This is a genomic window from Amycolatopsis sp. NPDC102389, from assembly GCF_044765885.1.
Classification (GTDB): domain Bacteria; phylum Actinomycetota; class Actinomycetes; order Mycobacteriales; family Pseudonocardiaceae; genus Amycolatopsis.
In genome coordinates this window covers 44,861-66,476 of record NZ_JBIWKX010000015.1, presented here as the reverse complement: position 1 = coordinate 66,476, position 21,616 = coordinate 44,861, and the positions used below count along the sequence as shown (strand labels likewise).

General features: G+C 69.9%; 21 protein-coding genes. 10 read left to right on the top strand and 11 right to left on the bottom strand.

Features of this window, described 5'->3' with window-relative positions:
- Positions 1 to 4: 4 nt before the first annotated feature.
- The 6 genes from ACIRGA_RS16020 to ACIRGA_RS15995 all read right to left on the bottom strand — a co-directional run bounded on the left by ACIRGA_RS16020 (position 5) and on the right by ACIRGA_RS15995 (position 7,564).
- Positions 5 to 262 (bottom strand): Prokaryotic metallothionein, encoded by a 258-nt coding sequence (locus ACIRGA_RS16020; RefSeq protein WP_400941584.1) that lies wholly within the window; start codon positions 260 to 262, stop codon positions 5 to 7.
- Between the two features lie 30 nt (positions 263 to 292).
- Positions 293 to 2,239 (bottom strand): aconitate hydratase, encoded by a 1,947-nt coding sequence (locus tag ACIRGA_RS16015; RefSeq protein ID WP_400941582.1) that lies wholly within the window; start codon positions 2,237 to 2,239, stop codon positions 293 to 295.
- Between the two features lie 125 nt (positions 2,240 to 2,364).
- Entirely contained in the window at positions 2,365 to 3,468 is a 1,104-nt protein-coding gene (locus ACIRGA_RS16010; protein ID WP_400941579.1) for an acetate kinase, read from the bottom strand.
- The gene (locus ACIRGA_RS16005) at positions 3,456 to 5,756 is read right to left on the bottom strand and encodes a phosphoketolase family protein (RefSeq protein WP_400941576.1); all 2,301 of its coding nucleotides are present in this window, start codon (positions 5,754 to 5,756) and stop codon (positions 3,456 to 3,458) included. The genes ACIRGA_RS16010 and ACIRGA_RS16005 overlap by 13 nt, the downstream gene beginning before the upstream one ends.
- 51 nt (positions 5,757 to 5,807) lie before the next feature.
- Entirely contained in the window at positions 5,808 to 6,464 is a 657-nt protein-coding gene (locus ACIRGA_RS16000) for a response regulator (protein WP_400941574.1), read from the bottom strand.
- Positions 6,461 to 7,564, bottom strand: coding sequence for a sensor histidine kinase (locus ACIRGA_RS15995; RefSeq protein ID WP_400941571.1), 1,104 nt, complete (start codon positions 7,562 to 7,564; stop codon positions 6,461 to 6,463). The genes ACIRGA_RS16000 and ACIRGA_RS15995 overlap by 4 nt, the downstream gene beginning before the upstream one ends.
- Before the next feature lie 183 nt (positions 7,565 to 7,747).
- Here ACIRGA_RS15995 and ACIRGA_RS15990 point away from each other — a divergent pair, with 183 nt between their 5' ends.
- From ACIRGA_RS15990 to chrA, 4 genes are read left to right on the top strand one after another with little or no spacing between them, the layout of a single operon-like run.
- Positions 7,748 to 8,080 (top strand): DUF6223 family protein, encoded by a 333-nt coding sequence (locus tag ACIRGA_RS15990; RefSeq protein ID WP_400941568.1) that lies wholly within the window; start codon positions 7,748 to 7,750, stop codon positions 8,078 to 8,080.
- A gap of 54 nt (positions 8,081 to 8,134) precedes the next feature.
- A complete protein-coding gene (locus ACIRGA_RS15985; RefSeq protein ID WP_400941565.1) occupies positions 8,135 to 8,887 on the top strand; it encodes an ArsR family transcriptional regulator in 753 nt (250 codons plus the stop codon).
- A 25-nt stretch (positions 8,888 to 8,912) separates the two neighbouring features.
- On the top strand, positions 8,913 to 9,296 hold the full coding sequence (locus tag ACIRGA_RS15980) for a VOC family protein (RefSeq protein WP_400941563.1): 384 nt from the start codon (positions 8,913 to 8,915) through the stop codon (positions 9,294 to 9,296).
- Entirely contained in the window at positions 9,293 to 10,483 is a 1,191-nt protein-coding gene (chrA, locus tag ACIRGA_RS15975) for a chromate efflux transporter (protein WP_400941560.1), read from the top strand. Before ACIRGA_RS15980 ends, chrA begins: the two co-directional genes overlap by 4 nt.
- Before the next feature lie 177 nt (positions 10,484 to 10,660).
- Here the strand turns inward: chrA and ACIRGA_RS15970 are convergent, their stop codons facing one another.
- Positions 10,661 to 11,278, bottom strand: coding sequence for a carbonic anhydrase (locus tag ACIRGA_RS15970; RefSeq protein ID WP_400941557.1), 618 nt, complete (start codon positions 11,276 to 11,278; stop codon positions 10,661 to 10,663).
- On the opposite strand from ACIRGA_RS15970, the gene ACIRGA_RS15965 reads away from it, so the two are divergent.
- Positions 11,277 to 11,453 carry a hypothetical protein gene (locus ACIRGA_RS15965; RefSeq protein ID WP_400941554.1) on the top strand — a complete coding sequence of 59 codons (177 nt, stop codon included), beginning with the start codon at positions 11,277 to 11,279 and terminating at the stop codon, positions 11,451 to 11,453. The genes ACIRGA_RS15970 and ACIRGA_RS15965 overlap by 2 nt on opposite strands.
- Here the strand turns inward: ACIRGA_RS15965 and ACIRGA_RS15960 are convergent.
- Entirely contained in the window at positions 11,450 to 11,959 is a 510-nt protein-coding gene (locus tag ACIRGA_RS15960) for a hypothetical protein (RefSeq protein WP_400941551.1), read from the bottom strand. The genes ACIRGA_RS15965 and ACIRGA_RS15960 overlap by 4 nt on opposite strands.
- 156 nt (positions 11,960 to 12,115) lie before the next feature.
- Between ACIRGA_RS15960 and ACIRGA_RS15955 the strand changes: the two genes are divergently transcribed.
- A complete protein-coding gene (locus tag ACIRGA_RS15955) occupies positions 12,116 to 14,392 on the top strand; it encodes an ATP-binding protein (protein ID WP_400941548.1) in 2,277 nt (758 codons plus the stop codon).
- A 33-nt stretch (positions 14,393 to 14,425) separates the two neighbouring features.
- Here the strand turns inward: ACIRGA_RS15955 and ACIRGA_RS15950 are convergent, their stop codons facing one another.
- On the bottom strand, positions 14,426 to 15,286 hold the full coding sequence (locus ACIRGA_RS15950) for a dienelactone hydrolase family protein (protein WP_400941545.1): 861 nt from the start codon (positions 15,284 to 15,286) through the stop codon (positions 14,426 to 14,428).
- A 189-nt stretch (positions 15,287 to 15,475) separates the two neighbouring features.
- Positions 15,476 to 16,666, bottom strand: coding sequence for an oxygenase MpaB family protein (locus ACIRGA_RS15945; protein ID WP_400941542.1), 1,191 nt, complete (start codon positions 16,664 to 16,666; stop codon positions 15,476 to 15,478).
- Positions 16,667 to 16,890: 224 nt separating this feature from the next.
- Here ACIRGA_RS15945 and ACIRGA_RS15940 point away from each other — a divergent pair, with 224 nt between their 5' ends.
- Positions 16,891 to 18,054: a TetR/AcrR family transcriptional regulator gene (locus tag ACIRGA_RS15940; protein WP_400941540.1), complete on the top strand. Its 1,164-nt coding sequence runs from the start codon at positions 16,891 to 16,893 to the stop codon at positions 18,052 to 18,054.
- A gap of 11 nt (positions 18,055 to 18,065) precedes the next feature.
- Here the strand turns inward: ACIRGA_RS15940 and ACIRGA_RS15935 are convergent, their stop codons facing one another.
- On the bottom strand, positions 18,066 to 18,827 hold the full coding sequence (locus ACIRGA_RS15935; RefSeq protein ID WP_400941537.1) for an IclR family transcriptional regulator: 762 nt from the start codon (positions 18,825 to 18,827) through the stop codon (positions 18,066 to 18,068).
- A gap of 55 nt (positions 18,828 to 18,882) precedes the next feature.
- On the opposite strand from ACIRGA_RS15935, the gene ACIRGA_RS15930 reads away from it, so the two are divergent.
- The 3 genes from ACIRGA_RS15930 to dgoD are packed head-to-tail and all read left to right on the top strand — an operon-like array spanning position 18,883 to position 21,616.
- Complete coding sequence (locus tag ACIRGA_RS15930; protein WP_400941534.1) at positions 18,883 to 19,863, top strand: 2-dehydro-3-deoxygalactonokinase; 981 nt, start codon at positions 18,883 to 18,885, stop codon at positions 19,861 to 19,863.
- A complete protein-coding gene (locus ACIRGA_RS15925) occupies positions 19,860 to 20,456 on the top strand; it encodes a 2-dehydro-3-deoxy-6-phosphogalactonate aldolase (RefSeq protein WP_400941531.1) in 597 nt (198 codons plus the stop codon). The genes ACIRGA_RS15930 and ACIRGA_RS15925 overlap by 4 nt, the downstream gene beginning before the upstream one ends.
- An 11-nt stretch (positions 20,457 to 20,467) precedes the next feature.
- Positions 20,468 to 21,616, top strand: coding sequence for a galactonate dehydratase (gene dgoD / locus ACIRGA_RS15920; protein ID WP_400941528.1), 1,149 nt, complete (start codon positions 20,468 to 20,470; stop codon positions 21,614 to 21,616).

The following is a 21,616-nucleotide window of genomic DNA, read 5'->3' as shown; positions in this document are numbered from 1 at the left end:
CCCCTCAACGGGAAGCCGACACGGAGTCGCGAGCCTTGTCACCACCGGCGACGGAACTCTCCCTGGCGCAGTGGGCGCAGCAGAAGAACCGGTCTTCCACCTGGATCCCGTGCCCGACCACGCGGCATCCGCAGTGGTCGCAGATCGGGGCGAGCTGGTGGATCGCGCATTCGAACGAGTCGAAGGTATGCGTCGCTCCCTCGACCGTGCGGATCTCGAAGGCCTTGTCGTAGTCGTTTCCGCAGACTTCGCAGGTGGCCATCGGTCTTTCCTCCTCGGATCGGTACTTCGGTCAGTTCTGGGCGAGCAAAGGGATCCGGCCGCCGGCGAGCACCGCGTCGAGCTGGCCGGGGGAGAGCCGGTGGACGACGGAGTACTGCTCGTCTCGCGTCCGGTTGCGCACGGACAGTTCGCCCGCGGCGAGGGTTTCGTGGAGGTTTTCGAGGACGAGGACGTCACCGGCCGAGACCTTGTCGTAGTCGGCCGGATCCGCGAATTCCAGCGGTAGGACCCCGAAATTGGCGAGGTTCTGCCAGTGGATCCTGGCGAACGAGCGGGCCAGCACGGCACGGAGACCGAGGTGGCGGACGGTGATGGCCGCGTGCTCGCGCGAGGAGCCCTGTCCGTAGTTCGAGCCGCCGACGACGAAGTGGTCACCGGTTTCGGCGGCCCGGCGCGGATAGTTCTCGTCGATCCGGGTGAAGGTGAACTCCGCGAGTTTCGGGATGTTGGACCGGAACGGCAGGGCGCGGGCGCCCGCGGGGGAGATTTCGTCGGTGGAGACGTCGTCGCCGGTCTTGAGCAGCACCGGCGCTTCGAGCCGGCCGAGCAGGGGGTCGAAGTCCGGGAGACCGGAGATGTTGGGGCCCTTGACCAGTTCCTCGTCCGCGGCTTCGGATTCCGGCAGTGGCTCGACGAGCATGCGCGTGTTCACCGCGGAGCGTTCCGGCGGCGCGAGGTCGGGATGCGGGATGCCGTGGCCGGTGGCGAAGCCGCGCGGGTCGGTCAGGACGCCGGTCACCGCGGACGCCGCGGCGGTCTCCGGCGAGCAGAGCCACACGGCGTCGTCGGCGGTCCCCGAGCGGCCTGGGAAATTGCGCGGGAAGGTGCGCAGCGAGTTCTGGCCCGTCGCCGGCGCCTGGCCCATCCCGATGCAGCCGAGGCACCCCGCCTGGTGGATCCGGGCCCCGGCGGCGAGCAGTTCCGTGACGTGTCCGGCGCGGGTGAGGTCGACCAGGATCTGACGCGACGTGGGGTTGACGTCGAAACTCACCGAATCCGCCGTTTGCCGTCCCTTGACCAGCGCCGCGGCGACCGCGAAGTCACGGAAGCCCGGGTTGGCCGAGGAGCCGATGACGACCTGGCCGACCGGTGTTCCGGCGGCCTCACGGACCGGGACGACCTTGCCCGGCGACGAGGGTTCGGCGACGAGCGGTTCGAGGGTGCCGAGGTCGATCTCGTCTTCGACGTCGTAGGAGGCGCCCTCGTCGGCACGGAGTTCGGTGAAGTCGTCTTCGCGGCCTTCGGCGCGCAAGAACGCGCGCACGGCGTCGTCGGCGGGGAAGACGGTCGTGGTGGCGCCGAGTTCGGCGCCCATGTTCGCGATGACGTGCCGGTCCATCGCGGTGAGGCCGGCCAGGCCCGGGCCGTGGTACTCGATGATCCGGTGGACCCCGCCGCTCACCCCGTGCCGCCGCAGCATTTCCAGCACCACGTCCTTGGCGGACACCCATTCGGGTAGCTCGCCGGTGAGCCACACCCCCCAGATTTCGGGCATCCGCAGGCGAAGCGGTTCACCCGCGATGGCCAGCGCGACCTCGAGGCCGCCGACGCCGATCGCCAGCATGCCGAGCGATCCGGCGGCGCAGGTGTGCGAGTCCGAACCGGCGAGTGACCGGCCGGGAACGCCGAAGCGCTGCATATGGGTCGGATGGGAGACGCCGTTGCCCGCTTTGGAGAACCAGAGGCCGTACCGGCGGCAGGCCGACCGCAGGAACGCGTGGTCTTCGGCGTTCTTCTCGTCGGCCTGGAGAAGGTTGTGGTCGACGTACTGGACGCTGACCTCGGTACGCGCCCGGTCGAGCCCGAGCGCCTCCACCTCCTGCATGACCAGCGTGCCGGTGGCGTCCTGGGTCAGGGTCTGGTCGACGCGCAGGCCGATCTCGGCACCGGCGACCGGCTCGCCGTCCACGAGGTGCTCGTCGATCAGCTTGCGGGCCAGGGTGCGTGCGGCAGCCATACCGGTGGGCTACCCGGCTCGCTTCGCCGGCAATCACGCCGCGGCACATGAATCGACGTCGAAAGGGTATCCGGACCGGTAAACACGGCTTCCCTCGCGGCACCGGCAAGGCGGTCCGGGGCGGCTCAGGAAGCCGGCCCTGACCGCACCGCGGCGGCTGCCGCCGACGCCAGGGATAGTTCCTCGCGCGACCGCACGGTCAGGACCGGTATCCGCGCGTTCGCGCCGCTGATGACCGCGTCCTCCGAACGTTCGGAGGACAGGCCGCCCTGGATCCGGAGTACGCCGAGGCCGCCCGCGATGGCCTCGGCGACCTCGGGTTGGTCCCAGCCGATGTCGCCGGTGAACACCAGCGCGTCGACGTGGTCGAGGCTCGCCGCGGCGGCCGCGATTTCACGACGGGCACGGTGCTCGAACACCGCCATGGCGAACTGTGCCCTGACGTCACCGGACCGGCTGTCCCTGACCAGTTCGCGGGTGTCGTCCGAGCTGCCGGACAGCCCGAGCAGCCCCGAATGGTGGTAGAGGCCGTCCTCCAGTTCGTCCAGCGCGACGTGCCCTTCCCGCAGGAGCCACAGCAGCATGCCGGGGTCGACGCTGCCGGACCTTTTGGCCATCATCGTGCCTTCGAGCGGGGTGAAGCCCATCGACGTGTCGACACTGCGCCCGCCGGAGACCGCGCAGACCGAGCTGCCACCGGACAGGTGCGCCACGAGCAGGTTCAGCCCGGCGGCCGGGCGGGAGAGCAGCTCGGCGGCACGCCGGACCGCCCACGCGAACGAATGTCCGTGGAAGCCGTAGCGGCGCAGATCCCAGCGTTCACGCCAGCGCGCGGGCAGCGGATAGGTCCGCGCGACCTCCGGGAGCCCGTGGTGGAAGGCGGTGTCCGGGCAGACGACGTGCGGCACGTCCGGCAGCAGGCCGGTCAGCTGCTCCAGCAGGGCTTCGGTGTTCGGGACGTGTTGTGGCGCCAGCGATTTCGCCGCCGCGATCGCCTCGCGCACGCCGGCGTCCACCACGGACGGCGAGATGAGCGCGGACCCGCCGTGCACGAGCCGGTAGCCGACCACGTCGACCTTCAAACCCTCCACAAAGGACTGGACGTCTTCGGTGGCGTCGGCGGGCGGCTTCTCGATCTCCGCGGAGTCGACGACGTCCTCGCCGTCGACCACGTGCAGCCGCAGGCTTCCCGAGCCGGGATTGACGGTGAGGATCCTCATGCCCGCCACCGCCAGCCGGTGATCCCCGCCGGATCCTGACCGTCCTGATAGGACTGTCGCAGGACGGCGTCCCGGCGCCGGATCAGGTCGCGGGCGAGGTCACCGCCCGCCGAAGCCCAGCCCGGCGCTCGCCGGACGGCGTCGGCGGCGAGGTCGTGGCGGGTCATCCGGTTGCTCGCGAGCAGATCGAACGGGGTGGTCGTGGTGCCTTCCTCCAGGTAGCCGTGCACATGGAACCGGTCGGTGCCCGGACGTCCGTGCAACACCTCGTGTACCGCGGACGGGTAGCCGTGGAAGGCGAACACCACCGGAGTGTGTTCGCCGAAGCAGTCGGTGAAAGCCTCCTCGGACATCCCATGGGGATGCCGGTCGGGCGGGCAGAGCGCGAGCAGGTCGACCACGTTCACCACCCGCACCCGCAGGTCCGGCGCGGCTTCGCGCAGCAGCTGCGCAGCGGCGAGGATTTCGACCGTCGGGGTCGTCCCGGCGCAGGCCAGGACGACATCGGCCTCGCCTTCGGTGGTGCTCGCCCACGGCCAGACCGCGGCACCGGCCCGGCAGTGCGCGCGGGCCTCGCCGGGCGACAGCCACTGGGGGCCGCTCTGTTTCCCGGCGACGACGACGTTGATCAGGCCGGTCGAGCCGAGACAGCGGTGCATCGTCTCCAGCAGCGTGTTCGCGTCCGGCGGGAGGTAGATCCGCGAGGTGGTGGCCTTCTTGGTCAGCATCTGGTTGATGAATCCGGGGCCCTGATGGCTGTAACCGTTGTGCTCCTGGCGCCAGCCGTCGCTGGTGAGCAGGTAGTTCAGGCTCGCCACCGGTGCGCGCCACGGCACCTCGGCCGCCATCTTGAGGAATTTGGCGTACTGGTTGACCATGCTGTCCACAATGGACACGAAGGCTTCGTAGCAGGGGAACAGGCCGTGCCGTCCGGTGAGCAGGTAGCCCTGCAGCCACCCTTGGCACAGGTGTTCCGACAGCACCTCGTGCACACGGCCGCGCGGGCCGAGATGCTCGGTGTACCCGGGAACGTCACGGTCGAACTGGCGTGGTGTCGCTTCGAGAAGCGCGCCCAGCTTGTTGGACTCCAGCTCGTCCGGGCAGACGACGCGGAACGTGGCGGGCGCGCGCCGGACGAGTTCCGCCAGCCACTCGGCGAGTACTTCGGGGGCGCTCGCGTCGGCGGCGCCGGGCTCGTCGACCGCGACGGCGTACTTCGCGACATCCGGCAGCGGCAGGTCGCGGCGAAGCCGTCCTCCGTCGGCCTGCGGGGCCCGGCCGAGCCGCAATTCGGGAGCGGGCGGCACCGCCAGGATGTCCGCGGCCGGGACCCCGTTCTCGTCGAAGAGTTCCTCGGGCCGATAGGACCGCAGCCAGCGTTCCAGCGCGGCGAGTTCCCGCGGATCGTCCGCGGCGCCGGGCAGGGGGACCTGATGAGCGTGGAAGGTGCCTTCGAGCGGCGTCCCGTCCGGCGTGGTCGGCGGCAGGCCCGCTCCCTTGGAGCTTCGCAGGACGATCATCGGCGGCGGGCCCGTGTCGCGCTCGTGCGCCCGCGCCAGCGCCTCGGCCAGTGGGGTGTCCGGATCTTCGCTGTCGCGGACGTCCACCAGGATCGGGCTCCAGCCGCAGCCGGTGAAATAGGCGGCGAGTTCGTCCTCGGACATCGCTTCATAGATCGTCGGCGACGCGATCTTGTAGCCGTTGAGATGGAGGATGGGCAGCACCCGGCCGTCACCCTTGCCGGTGAATTTGGGGCTGTGCCAGGCCGCGGCGGTCGGCCCGGTCTCGGCCTCCCCGTCACCGATCACGCAGGCGACCAGCAGTCCGGGATCGTCGAGGACGGCGCCGAAAGCGGTCGCGAGGGCGTACCCGAGCTCTCCTCCTTCGTGGATGACACCGGGGACTTCGGGGGAGAGATGGCTGGGGAAGCCGCCGGGCCAGGAGAACCGTTTGACGAGTTCGGTGAGCCCGCGCTCGTCGAGAGACAGCTGAGGGTCGTATTCCGCGTGAGTGCCCTCCAGCCAGAGGTTGGCGTGGATGGCGGGCGCGCCGTGTCCGGGTCCCGTGACGAGCAGGGTCCGTTGCCCGGTCTCGGAAACGAGACGGTTCAGGCCCGCGTAAACGAGGGTCAGGCCGGGGCAAGTGCCCCAGTGCCCGAGCGGCCGCGGTTTCAGGTGTTCGGGCCGGAGAGGCTCGCGGAGCAGGATGTTGTCCTTGAGGTGGATCATCGCCGCGGCGAGGTAGTCGCACGCCCGCCGGTACCGCCGTAGCGTCCCGGCTTCGGTTCCGCCAGGCACCGGTCCCTCCTTCCGATGGGTTTTCGGAGGGGGTACCCGATGCCGGAGCGGTTAACCCGGTACGACCAGGCCCGATTCGTAAGCGAGGACCACGAGTTGCGCGCGGTCGCGGGCGTGGAGTTTCGTCATGGCACGGTTGACGTGGGTTTTCGCGGTCGACGGGCTGATCACCATCCGGTCGGCGATCTCGTCGTTGGACAGGCCGCGCGCGACCAGGGTCACGGCTTCGCGTTCGCGGTTGGTCAATTCCTTCAGCCCGGTACCGCTGCCGGCACCGAGCGGGAGGGTGACGTACCGATCGATCAGTTTGCGGGTGATCGAGGGCGCGAGCAGGGCGTCGCCGCGCGCGGCGACCCGTACGGCGTGAAGGAAGTCTTCGGGCTCGATGTCCTTGACGAGGAACCCCGCCGCGCCCGCGCGCAGCGCGTTGAACACGTACTCGTCCAGGCCGTAGTTGGTCAGGATGACGACGTGCACGCCGGACAGGGCCGGGTCGGCGGCGATGCGCCGGGTCGCCTCGATCCCGTCCACGACCGGCATCTGGATGTCGATGAGCGCGATGTCGGGCAGGTGTTCCTTGGCGAGTGCCACGCCTTCGCGCCCGTCGGCGGCTTCGGCCACGACCTCGATGTCGTCCTCGACGTCGAGCAGCGCGCGGAATCCGCTGCGCAGGAGCGGCTGGTCGTCGACCAGCAGGACACGGATCACGTTGGCTCCACGGGAAGTTCGGCTTGGACGGAGAACCCGCCCGCGGTTCGCGGCCCGGCGTCGAGCCGTCCGCCGAGAGCGGTGACCCGTTCACGCATCCCCAGCAGCCCGACGCCCGGGATCGGGGTGGTGCCCGGTGCGGCCTTGCCGTCGTCGTCGACCTGGATGGCGAGGGCACCGGGACGGTGTTCGATCCGGACCGACGCGGTGGTGGCCGCGGCGTGCCGGGCGATGTTGGTCAAGGATTCCTGGACGATCCGGTACGCGGTGCGGTCCACGGCCGCGGGCAGGTCACGCCGTTGTCCCTCGACGGTGAGCGTCGCGTCCAGGCCGGTCGCCTGTGCCCGGTCCACCAGGTCGGGGATCCGGTCGAGCCCGTACGGTGGATCGTTTTCGTCGTCGCGCAGGGCCTCCAGGGTCGCCCGCAGCTCCCTGGTCGCTTCACGACCGGCCTCGCGGATCGCCAGCAACGATTCCGGCACCGCCTCACCCCGTTTGGTGGCCAGGTGGACGGCGACTTCGGCCTGCACCTTGATGACGGAGATCTGGTGGGTGAGCGAATCGTGCAGCTCCCGTGCGATGTGCAGCCGCTCCTCGTCCGCCCGGCGCCGCGCGGTCTCCTCGCGGGTGCGCTCGGCCTCGTCGGCCCGCCGCTCGGCCTGTCGTAGCGCCTCGCCCGCCGCGCCGGCGGCGATCAGCCAGGCCAGCTGAAGGGCGTCACGGCTCTGCGCGAAGGCATCGCTGACAAAAGAGGCGTTGGCGGAGACCAGAAGTACGAGCGGGAGCGCGAAGATCATGAGCACCGACCCCGCGACGGCGACGATCCGGTGACCGGCGCGGACGGCGGCGTAGACCGCGACCAGATAGGCGACGGCGGGCACGGTGAAACCCACGGCCTGGTACCCCAGCGCGCACGCCCCGGTCACGGCCAGCACCGTGACCGGAGCCCGGCGGTGCGCGGCGAGCGCCAGGCCACCGGCGACCAGCGCCACGTAACCCAGCGGGCCGAGGCTCGTGACGGTGTCCTCACCGGACAGTGCCGTGACCAGCAGGACCACCGTCACCCCGACGGCGATCGCCCAGTCCCAGACCCTGTTCATGCGTGCACCCTAGCCAGCCGCCCGCCCGCGCGAGTCCTCCGCGTGGACGATCCATCGACTACCACGCACGCGGTATTCCACGACCTCTGTGGCAGTCCGGAATGCCCGCGTTCACCGGACGACGCGGGGCGGGTCCGGCGGACACCATCGGCGGACATCAGTCGTCGAGAGAAGGAGCACCCCATGACGGTCCACTTGTTGTCCGAACCGATCGCCGCCGGCTACCTGACTCCCGGGCGCCTTTGGTCCTTGGCGGCCGTGCTGGCGGGGACGATCGGCGTTGTCGTCGGCGGTCTTGTCCTTGCCCACAACCGTTCCGACGCCCGGCGAGGAGCCGTCGTGGCACTGACGGCGGGGCTGCTCGGCATGGCGGGCGGCGGTTTCGTGGTGGCAGCGGCCAAGGGAGGTCCCGGCACGGGCTACGGCATCGTCGGTGGCTTCATCGCTTTGGTGATCGGGCTGATCGCCGTGATTCTCGGCTGGCTCGCGCTGTCGCGTTCCCGTCGCGCTGTCTGACCCTTCGGGCCTGCGGTCTGGATATATCAACCTGTATTGATGTATCTTCGGGCAGTGGTGACCTTCGAGACGGCGGATCCGCCGCCGTTCGTCCGGCTGGCGAGTGACCCGCTGCGCTGGCGGCTGCTGCGCGAGCTGTCGCACGGCGACCGCCGGGTGCGGGAGCTGGTCGACCTGGTCGGGCAGCCGCAAAACCTGGTGTCCTATCACCTGCGCAAGCTGCGGGCCGCGGAGCTGGTCACGGCGCGGAGAAGCAGCTTCGACGGTCGTGACACCTACTATCACCTCGATCTGGGGCAGTGCGCGGACGCGCTCGCCGAGGCGGGACGTTCGCTGCACCCCGCCCTGGCGCCGGACGCGATGGACGCGAAGCGGGCCGGGCCCCGGCTCAAGGTGCTGTTCGTGTGCACCGGGAACAGTGGACGGTCGCCGATGGCCGAGGCACTGCTGCGGCATCGGGCCGGTTCGAGGGTCGAGGTGTCCAGTGCGGGCAGTCACCCGAAGCCGCTGCATCCCGACGCCGTACGCGCCCTCGCCGAGCGCGGCGTCGTCCTGACTCACGAGTCGTCCCATGTGGACGGTCTTCGGCGCAGGCGATTCCATTGGGTGATCAGCCTTTGTGACCGTGTCCGCGAGGTTTGCCCGGAGTTTCCCGGGCACCCGCGCGTCGTCCATTGGAGCCTGCCGGACCCGGCCAAGGAGATCGACGAGGCGGGCGAGACGTATCCGGCGTTCCGTCGTCTCGCCGCCGAACTGGACCGCCGGATCGGGTTCCTGACCGCCCGGTTCGGCGTGCCCGCACCGTGAAGTACCGCAACGATGAGGTGAGGAAATGACTTCGGACTTGGTGAGTGTGCGTTACCTGGTCGACGACGTCGCGGCCGCCGTCGAGTTCTACACCGGGCACCTGGGTTTCGCCGTGCGCTCGAGCGTGCTGCCCGCGTTCGCCGACGTGGTGCGCGGGAATCTCCGGCTGCTGCTGAGCGGGCCGGCGAGTTCGGCGGGCCGTCCGATGCCGGACGGCACGAAACCGGCACCGGGTGGCTGGAACCGCATCCATCTCATCGTCGACGACATCGATGCCGAAGTCGCCAGGCTGCGCGCGGACGGCGTCCCGTTCCGCAGTGACGTCGTAACCGGGCCGGGTGGCCGCCAGATCGTGTTCGACGACCCGGCGGGCAATCCGGTCGAACTGTTCCAGCCCGCGGCCCGTTGACGCCGTCGACAGAGTCCACAGAGGACGCTTCCGCCGCGCCGAGCCTGGGGACCGTCCTGCGGGAATGGGGCCGGATCGGCTGCATCGGGTTCGGCGGGCCTCCCACGCACATCGCCCTACTCCGCGAGTTGTGCGTGCGGCGCCGGGAGTGGTTGTCGGATCAGGAGTTCGAGGACGCGATCGCCGCCTGCAACCTGCTGCCCGGCCCGGCGTCGACCCAGCTGGCGATCTTCACCGCGTGGCGGGTACGCGGCCGTGCGGGCGCACTGGTCGGCGGCGCGGCGTTCATCTTGCCCGGCCTCGTCGTGATCCTGGCGCTGGCCGCGCTGTTCCTCACGGGGTCCCCGCCCGCCTGGGTCCGTGGAGCCGGTGCGGGCGCGGGTGCGGCCGTGGCCGCCGTCGCGGTGCACGCCGGTGTCGGCTTGATCCCGGCGGGCTGGCGGCGCGCGGCCGCCACTGGCCGCGTGCGCTGGGCGCTGTACGTCGTCGCGGGTGCCGCGTCGGCCGCCTTGGTCGGTCCGTGGCTGGTGCTCGTCCTGCTGGGCTGTGGCCTGATCGAGTTGACCGTGAACCGCGCACGCCGCGGCGAGTCCACCGCCGCCCTGTTCGCCGTCCCCGTCAAATCCTTGGCCGCCGCGGCCGCGGGCGCCGGAGTGTTCGCCTCCGTCGCGTGGGTGGCGCTCAAGGTCGGGATGCTGTCCTACGGCGGCGGTTTCGTGATCATCCCGCTCATGCAGGACGACGCGGTGAACACCTACCACTGGATGAGCGCGGGGGAGTTCCTCAACGCGGTCGCGCTCGGCCAGGTCACCCCGGGCCCGGTGGTGCAGACCGTCGCCGTCGTCGGCTACGCCGCGGCCGGGCTCGCCGGCGGCCTCTTGGCCTCGCTGGTCGCCTTCACGCCGTCGTTCCTGTTCATCCTGTTCGGTGCCAAGCACTTCGACCGGCTGCGCGGCAACCCGAACGTGCGGGCGTTCCTCGACGGCGCCGGTCCGGCGGCGGTCGGCGCCATCCTCGGCTCGGCGATCCCGCTCGCGCTCAGCCTGACCCGGGGATGGCAGTACGCCGTGCTCGCCGGTGCCGGGGTCCTGCTGTTCGTGTTCCGGCGCGGAGTGGTGACCACGATCCTTGCCGCGGCAGGCGCGGGATCCGTGCTCGCGCTCGCCGGAGCGCTCCTGCCTAGCTAGGTCGCGTCCTGTAAGGGTGCGTCCCCTTCAAGTGTCCACAAAGGACGCTAATCGGGCTGCGTCCAAGTGGTCGTGCAGCCGGAGTGTGTCGTGAAAGCCACGTTCGCGACATCTGATGTCCCGAAAGTGGCTTTCGCGACACCTCGGTGCGGAGACCGCCAACAGGACTTACAGGACCTAGTCCAACCCGCGGGTGGTCACGACCCGCGCGTTGCCGTCGGCCAGGTGGTACGAGAGCCCGGCGACGGCGGTCTTCCCGGCCTCGATCTTGTCGGAGAGCAGCCTGGACCGGTCGACGAGGAGGTCGACGGTGTGGCGGATGTGCTCGTCGATGATGTCGTCGTTGTCGGTGAGCCCGGCGGCCTGGGCGGCGAGGACACTCGGGGTGACCCGCTCGACGACGTCGCGGACGAAGCTGTTGGTGCCGAGTCCGTCGGTCAGTGCCGCGCGGGTCGCGGCGACGGCGCCGCAGGAGTCGTGGCCGAGGACGACGACCAGGGGGCAGTCGAGGATGCTGACGGCGTACTCGATGCTGCCCAGCACTTCCGCCCCGGCGACGTGGCCCGCGGTGCGGACGACGAACAGGTCGCCCAGCCCGCGGTCGAAGATGATCTCGGCGGCCAGTCGCGAGTCGGAACAGCCGAAGAGGACGGCGAAGGGGCTCTGTTCAGGGGCGGTTTCGGTGCGGCGTACCGCGTCCTGGTTCGGGTGTTCCGGGGTGCCGGCGACGAAGCGTCGGTTACCGGAGAGCAGAAGGTCGAAGGCCTCGGAAGGGGTCGGCGGCGCGTCGCTCATGATCCGGACATTACCGGGTGGCAGCGGCTCAGGTGGGTGGGCCGCGTCACTGATCGAGTCGCGCGGCGACGGCGCGCATGGCGCGGCCGACGGCTTGGAGGTCTTCGGGCGCGATCACGTCCTTTACGAGCGGTACGACGTCCACTTCGTCGACGCACCGGAGTGGGACACCTAGCCGATATTGAGCCGCCGAGTGGCCTCTTCGTCGATGCTGACCCTCCTGACCGAACCGACGCCGCCCGATCCGGCCAGCACCATCGCGACGAGCAGGAGGGGGAACAACAGGGTGCGCACGAGCATGGCCCAGCAGGCCGCCGCGCCGATCCGCCCGCCGTCCTTGACCCGGACGAGCCGGGTCCCGGTGAGCGCGGCGCCGACGACGCGGCCGTTGCCGAAGAACAGGCCGTAGACCACCGGGACACCGATCAGCAGGCCGAGCAGGGTCAGCAGGGCCGCGCTGTCGGGGAGCACGCTGTTCCGGGTGGCGACCGCGAAAACCACGAAACCGGCTCCCGCGCCCAGCAGGTAGACGGCGAAATCCACCAACCAGGCCAGCAACTCGGCCCAGCCGCCTGCCGAGACATAGAGGGTCCCGTCGTCGAACGCGTCGAGTCGTTTCGCGACCTTCGGGCCGAGCGTGCGTTCGACCTGCTCCCTGGCGATGGCCAGCCGGTCGGTCATGGACTGTCCCACCTGCCTCTCAGCCGTCGTGCGCGCGCGCGGACGACCGGTCCGGGGCATTATGCGGCGAGGTCCGGGCTGTGGTGTGAACAGCCCACGCCTCTCGGCGGGCATGCTTCGATGAGGGACCAGCTGGTTCCACGGGTGATGAGGGACATGACGAACGACAGCGAGGTCCGGTCGCGGCCCCTGACGAGCTACGTCAGCCGTACGGACGACGAGGACGAGGTGCGACGGCTGCTCGGCACCGGCCGTCTGGTCACCTTGACCGGTGCCGGTGGCGTCGGCAAGACACGGCTGGCCGCTCAGGTGGCCAGTTCGCTCACCCGGACCTTCCCTGGCGGTGTGGCGGTCGCCGGACTGGGTGAGCTGAGGGACGACCGTCTCGTCGCGCGCACGGTCGCCGACGCCTTGGGCCTGCACGACACGGCGGGGCGCACCGAGCTGGAGGCCGTCGTTTCGTATCTGCGTCCCCGGCGGTCGTTGCTGCTGCTGGACAATTGCGAACATCTCCTCGACGGCAGCGCGGACCTGGTGACGGCGTTGCTGCGCGACTGCCAGGACCTCGTCGTCCTGGCCACCAGCCGCTGCTCACTGGGGCTGGCCGGTGAGCAGGTTCTGGCGATCCCGCCGCTGGCCGTGCCCCACGAAGAGGTCGGGTCACCGCGAGAGGCGCTCACGTTCGGCGCGGTGCGGCTGTTCGCGGAGCGTGCCGCCAATGTGCTGCCCGCGTTCGAGGTCACCGAAAGCAACGTCGCGGATGTCGTCCGCCTCTGCCGACGGCTCGACGGCCTGCCGTTGGCGATCGAACTCGCCGCGGCCAGGATCCGGGTGCTGTCGCCGTCGCAGATCGCGGACCGGGTCGAGACGAACTCGGGGGTGCTGGCGAGTGGTCTCCGGATGGCGGTCGAGCGGCATCGGACGCTGCGCGCCACCATCGAGTGGAGTCACTCCCTGTGCACCGAGACCGAGCGGATCGTCTGGGCACGCTGTTCGATCTTCGCCGGGCAGTTCGATCTGGCCGCCGCCGAGGACGTCTGCGCCGATGACGGCGGCCTGGCCGTGCTCGACGCGGTGGACGGCCTGGTCGACAAGTCCGTGCTGGCCCGCGTCAACGGCACGGACAGGGTCCATTACCGGATGCTCCGGCTGCTTCGCGAATACGGCGGGCGGCGGCTCGCCGATTCCGGTGACGAGCTCGCCGTGGCGAGAAGGCATCGTGACCACTACGCCCGGCTGATCGACCAGGCCGCCGCCGCGTGGTTCGGGCCGGGGCAGGACGAGGCGTACGAACGCCTGACGGCGGCGCACGCCGACATCCGCGAGGCGCTGTCGTGGTCGCTCCGCACCCCTGGTGAAGGCGCGGTGGCGTTGGAGATGGCCACCGGCGTGATCGAATACTGGGTGGCCCGCGGCGCGGCCTGGGAACTGCGCGACTGGATCGATCGCGCGCTCGAGGCGATGTCACCGGAGGCCCGGGGACGGGCCCGTGGCCTGGCGGTCGCGGCCCTTTGCGCCGCCCTGCACGCGGATCTACCGCGAGCTCGGCAGCGGTTGGCCGCCGCCGAGGCGATCGAGGACGACGAAGCCGCTCCCTACCTCGCCCACGCGCGTGCTTTCGTGAGGATGCTGTCCGCGGAACCGAACACCATGGTCAGCGCGGCGGAGGCCACGCGCATATTCGGTGAGCGAGGCGACGTACGCCACCAGATGCATCCGATGTTCATCCAGGGGGTCGCACTGGCCTACCTAGGCGACCGGCCGGGCGCGCGGGAGCTGCTGGGCTCGATGCGCCGTCTGTGCGAGGAAGCGGGGGAGTACCGGTATCGCTCCATGGCCCTGTTCGGGCTGGGAGTCGTCGAAACCTGTTTCGGCGGCGATCTCGACGACGGCGAGCGGTTCATCCGCTCCGCGCTGGAGATCGACCTCCGTGTGTCCGACATGATGTCCGCGGCCTACCGGCTGGACGGCCTCGCCTGGGTGTCGGCAAGGCGCGAGGAATGGGTCCGTGCGGCGGAACTGTTCGGGACCGCCGCCACGCTCTGGGACCGCTGCAACGCCGAGCCTGACGTGGCCGTCACCGTGACCCACCGGATGTTCCACGACGCCACCCGGAAGGCGTTGGGGGACAAGAGGTTCGACTTGGCCTTCGCCGAGGGGCGGCGACGGAATCCGCATGACGCCCTGGCCGGCTCCGGAGCCCCGTCCGTCGGCGAACCGGCCGACCTCCCGCCGCTGACGCCGCGTGAGTCGGAGATCGCGCGCCTGGTCGCGGCCGGGCTGAGCAACCGGGACATCGCGGCGAGACTGGTCATCGCCCGGCGCACGGTGGAGACGCATCTGCAGCACATCTCGCACAAGCTCGACTTCGTCAACCGGACCCAGCTGGCGGTCTGGGTCGAGCAGCGGGACGCCGCTCGCGGACCGCTGTGACCCCGTGGTCACAGCGGCCGCGAGCCGCCGGGGTCAGCTGATCGGGCAAGTTCCCTGGTACACGGCGATCTTCGGGTCGTTCGCCGGCAGCGGGCACAGGAACTGGTCGTACCTGGCGTCTTCGTCCACGAAGCGTTTCATCCACGAAATGCTGTACTTCGCGATGGTCACGTTCGGGCTCGTCGGCGCCATATGACCTACACCGGCCAACAGCATGTACGCCTTGTCCAACGACGAGGGAAGGCTTTGGTAGAACGGCCGGGAATGCGAGCCGTCCGGCGCGATGAAATCGTTCTGGGCACTGACGACGAACGTGGGCACCTTCAGATCGGAGAACGTCGTGTTCGGGTTCCAGCCCGTCAGCGGGATGGCGGCCTTCAGCGTGGGTGCCTTCTGCGCGGCGATCAAGGATCCACCGCCGCCCATCGAATGCCCCATGACGGCGAGCCGGTGCGGGTCGACACGGTCTTTCACCTGGCTCTTGTCCGTGACGTAACGGAGCGCCGCGAGCAGTTGCTCGGACCGGACGTCCGGGGTGTCCCAGGTGCTCTTGGTCGAGAACGTGATGACGACGAATCCCTGGGAGGCCAGCCGCGGGCCGTACCAGGCGATCGCGCTCTCCGTTTCGAAGAAGCCGGGCGCGACGGCGATCACGCCGAAGGTGCCCTGAGTGGTGTCGGTCGGGTAGTGGATCGTCCCGCCGCCGAAACCTTGTCCGGCGGGGACTTTCTCGGTGGCGGTCTGGAACGATCCCCGGTCCGCCTCGATACTGGCTTTCGTCGGTGCGGGGCCGCGGGCATACGGATTCTCTTCGGCCGCCGCCGGTACCGCCGCCACGAGCAGTGCGGTCACCGCACTGAGAACCGCGGCGCCCCACTGTGATCCACGCTTCATCGCGCATGTCCTCTCGGAAGAACCGTTCCGAGGCCGGAACGGATTCCCAGATATAGCGGGAACCCCGCCGGACGCGCGTCGTGGAAACTACTGAGAGGCGGAAAACTGTCACGTGGAGAAGGATTTCGGCCTCGTGAGTGGTAAGGACGGTTAGAACCGTCCTTACCAATCACGCGGTGACGTGGGCGGTCAGGTGCCGGCCCGGTTCCCCGTGGGGATGGTGATGAGGGTCGTCGTCGGTGACGTGCCCTTGTTGAGGAACAGCATCGCCAGCGCGCGCACCATCTGGTCGAACATGTAAAACCCCGCGGGCATGATGGGGATCAGCCCCTCGCGGAACGCGATGTAGGCGGGCCACGCGGTGCGAATGAGGGCCGCGGACGCGTAATCGCGGCGCAGCCCGAGCCAATCGCCGATGGCGTCGCTCAACACGTAGCGCACGAATTCGTTGAGGAATCCCCGCGTGACGCCCAGATCGACCTGTGCGGTCAGCCCGAGCAGGTCTTCCGCGAGCTCTTTGCCTTCGTGCGACGGGGAAAGGATCGGGGTGAGCACCTGCGCCGACTGCGCGTCCGCGGCGGCCCACGTCTTCGGGATGAACTCCTCCCGCACGCCGAGCAGGTGGATGGCGACCTGCCACATGTGGAGGAAGGCGTCCTCGTCGGCGGCCGACATCGGGACCTTCCATTCGCGCAGTTTCCGGTGCACGAAGGTGCCGAGACTGTGGAAGGTGACCAGGATGTCGCCGTTGCTGATCGGGATCCGCTCGTCCGCGACGGCCTTCCAGTACGGCGACTGCGGCAGCAGATGCCGCACCGCGGCGTGCACCAGCCGGGTCTTGTTGGCGGTGACCACGAACTGGCCGCCGGGCTCGAACGCGTTCAGTTCGCTCAGGTCGTAGCCGAAGGTGAAGGTCTTGGCCGCGCGGTCCTGCATGTCGGCCCCGCCCGCGGACCAGTAAACCGATTTGGCCTCCCGCGGGATGACCGTGCTCATGATGCCGCTGCCGAGCCCGTACAGCATGAACAGATACGTGTCCTTGCGCCGGTTGAAATCGGCCGCTCGGCGCAGCTTCGCGGGGTCGGCCCAGGACGGCAGCTTGTTCACGCGCTGGAGGTAGCCCGACAGATCGGCGGGCAGTCCACCAGGCAGCGGGTCGTTGTTGTCCACCCAGGACCGCATCGCGGTGTTGGCCGCCGGCACTTGGCCCGCTTCGAGCAGCCCCGCCATGATGCGGTCGATTTCGTCGTCCCAGACCCACCAAGGGTCGGCCGCCGAACCGGTCCGAGTGTCGCCCCAGGCGGGGGCGACACTCGCCGCGCCCACCAGGCCCAGCGCGACACCGAGGGACAGAACGTTCCTCCTGCTGAGATCGCTCATTTCCTCACCTAACTTCCTTGGTAGGTTCCGGGACGTTTCTCGTCGAGGTGCGCAGCGAGCTCTTGGCCAGTATGCATGCCAAACCGCCGGTTGAGAAGCCATAAGTTAATCAGGAATCACATCGCGGCGCTGAGCTTGCCGAACGGTTCCCGTGGCGGTGATCCGGTTCGTGGTTGACTTCCCGGCATGGCCCCGTTCCCGTCCGCAGCCGCTCGGCACCCACGATGAGCGCCGACTCGACCGCGGCCGTCCGGCCCCGTAACCGCAAGCAGACGATCGTCGACGCGGCCGGGCGCATCTTCAGCGAACACGGCTACCACGCGGCGTCGATGGAGGAGATCGCCGCCGACGTGGGCATCACCGCGGCGGCCCTGTACCGGCACTTCCCGAACAAGTACGCGTTGTTCGCGGCGTGCGCGAACGTCATGGCCGACCGGCTCGTCGCCACGCTCGACGACGTGGCGCCCGGCGCGCCGCTGGCGGAGGTGCTCGCCGCGGTCACGCAGGGCACGGTCGTCCATCGCGCGTCGAGTGGCCTCTACCGCTGGGAATCCCGGTACCTCGAACGCGAAGACCGGCACTCGCTCGCGCTCAAGTTCGAACAGGTCGTGGACCGGGTGACCGAGTCGGTGCGGCGGGAGTATCCACTTCCCGGCGAGGGTTTGCGGGCCGTTGCCGCGCTCGGCGTGATCGGCTCCATCACGATGCATCGCACTTCGATCGCCCAGCGGCGGGTCGAAGAGGTGCTGCTCGAGTCCGCCCTGCGCGTGGTCGCGACCGATCCGACGACCGGTGTCGCGGGCACGCACACCGTCGACTTGCCCGCCGATCCGATGCCGCGCACCCGGCGTTCGGAGATCCTCGCGGCGGCCATCCCGTTGTTCGAACAGGACGGGTTCGCCAACGTCACGAACGGCCGGATCGCCGAAGCCGTCGGGCTGGTGCCGTCCGCGCTCTACCGGTATTTCCCCGGCAAGGCCGACATTCTCGCCGCGGCCTGTCTGCAGGCGGCGGGAATCCTGGCCCAGGCGGTGGAACAGAACCTTCGCGACGTCGACGGCCCGAGCGACGCGCTGCTGGCGCTGGCGCGGACCTATGTGGCCTACAGCTTCGAGCACACCGCGCTCACCAGCGTCGCCAACGCCGAACTGGCGGGCCTTCCCGCTGCTCTGCAACGTCCTTTGGTCAGCGCGCAGCGCGAACACATCGCCGTGTGGGAACGGCATCTGCGGGCGGCGCGGCCGGAGCTCGACCAGCGTCAGGCGAGGGTGCTCGTGCACGCCGGTTTCGGGGTGGTGGTCGAGGCGGGACGGAGGTTGCGCTGGGAGGACGTCCCCGCCAACCGTGACGCCGTCAGCGCCTTGCTCGTCGGCGCCTTGGGGGTTTGACGAGCCGTTCGTCAGGGTTCGCGGTACCCGAGGCCGGCGGAGACCTGTCGTGCCGCGCGGCCGACGACGCGGTTCAGGCCGCGCATCCGGGCGGCCGGCATGTACGGCCGGGTCGCCGAAACACTGATCGCCCCGGCGATCGCGCCGGTGGCGTCCCGGATCGGCGCCGCGACACAGCGGATCCCCGGTTCGTTGTCCTCCAGGTCCATCGCCACCCCGGACTCCGCGTACTCGCGCATGCGCGCCAGGAACGCGTCGAGGTCCTCCGGGCGCACCTTGCCGGGCTCCGCTGGCGTCTCGGCCAAGTAGAGCTCCCGCCATTCCGGCGCGGAATCCAGCAGGAGCGCCATGCCGACACCGGTGCGGGTCAACGGCATCCGGTGCCCGATCCGGGAACGCATTTCCGCACCTCGTGATCCGGGCAGCTTGTCCAGGTACAGCACGGAATCTCCGTCCCGGACGGCCAGGTGCACCGTGTCGCGCAACTGGTCGGCCAGTTCCTCCAGCACCGGCCGGGCGACCACCGGCAGCGGACTGCCGTGCAGGGCCTGGAAGCCGAGTTCGATCAGGGTAGGCCCGAGGGTGTAGCCGTCCCGCCCGCTGCGCAGGTAACCCTCGCTCACCAGCAGCTGGACCAGCCGGTGCGCGGTACTGCGGCCCAGGCCGGTGTGGTCGACCAGTGCGCGGAGATCGGTCGCGCCGCTCGCGACCGCGCGGATCACCGCCAGGCCGCGGGCGAGGGTCTGGGTGCCGGGCGGTGCCGTGTCGGACATGCGGAAATCCTACATATAGGGACGGCGATCGCAATATCGGGAACGCGACCGCACGATGTCGCTCGTGACCGACACCGAACCCGCCTTGATCGCGCTCGACTGGGGAACCTCCGGTCAGCGTGCCTGGCTGCTCGGCGGGGACGGCGAGATCCTCGACGCCCGCAGCGCCGGGCGCGGACTGCTGACCACGACCGAGGACGTCGACCTTCGAGATCGGCGGGCCAAGGCGGCCGCCTACGAATCCGCCTTCCGGAAGACCTGCGGTGACTGGCTCGCGGCGTTCCCCGGGCTCCCCGCCCTCGCCTCCGGCATGGTGGGCAGCGCGCAGGGCTGGACCGACTCCGGCTACCGCACGGTCCCGGCGCGGCTCGACTTCCCGTCGCTCGTGCCCGTGTCCCATCGCGACGGCGTGCTCCATCTCGTGCCGGGACTGCGGATCCCGTCCGGTGAGCACCCCGGCGACGTGATCCGCGGCGAGGAAACGCAACTGATCGGCGTGCTCGAAGCGCTCGGCGACCCTGCCGGAGCGCTCACCGTGGTGCTGCCCGGAACGCACAGCAAATGGGTCCGCGTCGAGGACGGGCTCGTCACCGGTTTCGCCACCGCGATGACCGGCGAACTGTACGGATTGCTGATCGCGCACGGCATCCTCGCCCGCACGGCCGCCGATCCGGTGGCCGACGACGACGCCTTCTCGCGGGGTCTCGCCGCGGGACGGCGTTCGCGAGGGCTCGCCACCGAGGCGTTCGGCGCCCGCCCGCTCGTGCTCGACGGCGTACTGGAACCGGCGTCGCTGCCCGACTACCTCTCCGGCGTCCTGATCGCCGACGAGGTCTCACATCTGCTGCGTGCCGAGGACACCCGTGTGGTGCTCTGCGGTGCGAGCGAGCTCTGCCGCCGTTATGCCGCCGCCCTCGCCGAAAGGGGATTAGAGGCCATTGTGCTGACGGAGGAGATCACCGCCCGTGGGCTGTGGCGGATCGCGACGGCCGCCGGACTGCTCGAAGACCGTCTCGAAAGGACACTGAAACCGTGACCGGTTTGATCGCGATCCTGCGCGGAGTGACCCCGGCCGAGGTCGTCGGCGTCGGCCGGGCGCTCGTCGACGCGGGATTCCCCGCCATCGAGGTCCCACTGAACTCGCCGGAGCCCTTCGAGAGCGTGCGTTTGCTCGCCGACGCGTTCGGGGAGCGGTGCGAGATCGGCGCGGGCACCGTGCTCACCGCCGAGGACGTCGGCCGCGCGCGGGAGGCCGGGGCGCGGCTGATCGTGGCGCCCAACGCCGATCCCGAGGTGATCTCCGCGGCCGTGGCCGAGGGGATGACGCCGTATCCAGGCGTCGCCACGCCCACCGAGGCCTTCGCCGCGCTGGCCGCGGGCGCCCGGAATCTCAAGCTGTTCCCCGCCGGCGCGGTCGGGATCGGGGGCATGAAGGCATGGCGCGCGGTGCTGCCGCGCGAGGTCGGGCTGCTGCCGGTCGGCGGGGTCGACGAAACGAACCTGGCGGCCTGGGCCGCCGCCGGGGCGGCCGGGGCGGGGCTCGGTACCTGCCTCTACCGGCCGGGTGACAGCGCCGACGCGGTCGGCGTCCGGGCCCGTGCGCTTTCCGAGATCTGGCACCAGGAATAAGGAAGAAGACCATGAAGATCGTGTCAATGACGACATATCAGGTGCCGCCGCGCTGGTCGTTCCTGAAAATCGAAACGGACGAAGGCGTCACCGGCTGGGGCGAGCCGGTCCTGGAGGGCCGGGCCGCTTCGGTGGCCGCGACCGTCGAGGAGCTTTCCGACTATCTGATCGGCAAGGATCCTTCGCAGATCGAGGATCTGTGGACGGTCCTCTACCGTGGCGGGTTCTACCGGGGCGGCGGTCTCCACATGAGCGCGCTGGCCGGGATCGACCAGGCCCTGTGGGACATCAAGGGCAAGGCGCTCGGGGTTCCGGTCCACGAACTGCTCGGCGGCCGGGTGCGCGACCGAATCAAGGTGTACTCGTGGATCGGCGGCGACCGTCCCGCCGAGACCGCCCGCGCCGCGCGCGAGGTGGTGGATCGCGGGTTCAGCGCGGTGAAGATGAACGGGACCGAGGAACTGTCCTATCTGGACACCTGGGACAAGGTCGACCGCTGTGTGGCCAATGTGGACGCGGTGCGGCAGGCGGTGGGTCCGAACATCGGCATCGGGGTGGACTTCCACGGCCGCGTGCACAAGCCGATGGCCAAGGTCCTGCTGCGCGAACTGGAGCCGTACCGGCTGATGTTCGTCGAGGAACCGGTGCTTTCCGAGCACGTCGACGGGTTCGCCGACGTCCTCCGCACCTCGCCGATCCCGATCGCGCTCGGCGAGCGGCTGTTCTCGAGGTGGGATTTCAAGGCGGTGCTGGCCTCAGGCGCCGTCGACATCATCCAGCCGGACCCGTCGCACTGCGGTGGCATCACCGAAGCGCGCAAGATCGCGCACATGGCCGAGGCGTACGACGTCGGCCTGGCGCTGCACTGCCCGCTCGGCCCGATCGCGCTGGCGGCCTGCCTTCAGATCGACGCGGGCTGCTATAACGCGACGATCCAGGAACAGAGCCTCGGCATCCACTACAACACGAGCAACGACCTTCTCGATTACCTGGCGGATCCGTCGGTGTTCGCCTACGACGAAGGACAGGTCGTCATCCCGCGCGGGCCGGGGCTGGGCATCGAGATCAACGAGGAGTACGTCGCCGACCGGGCGGCCGAGGGACATCGCTGGCGGAATCCGGTGTGGCGGCACACCGACGGCTCGTTCGCGGAATGGTGA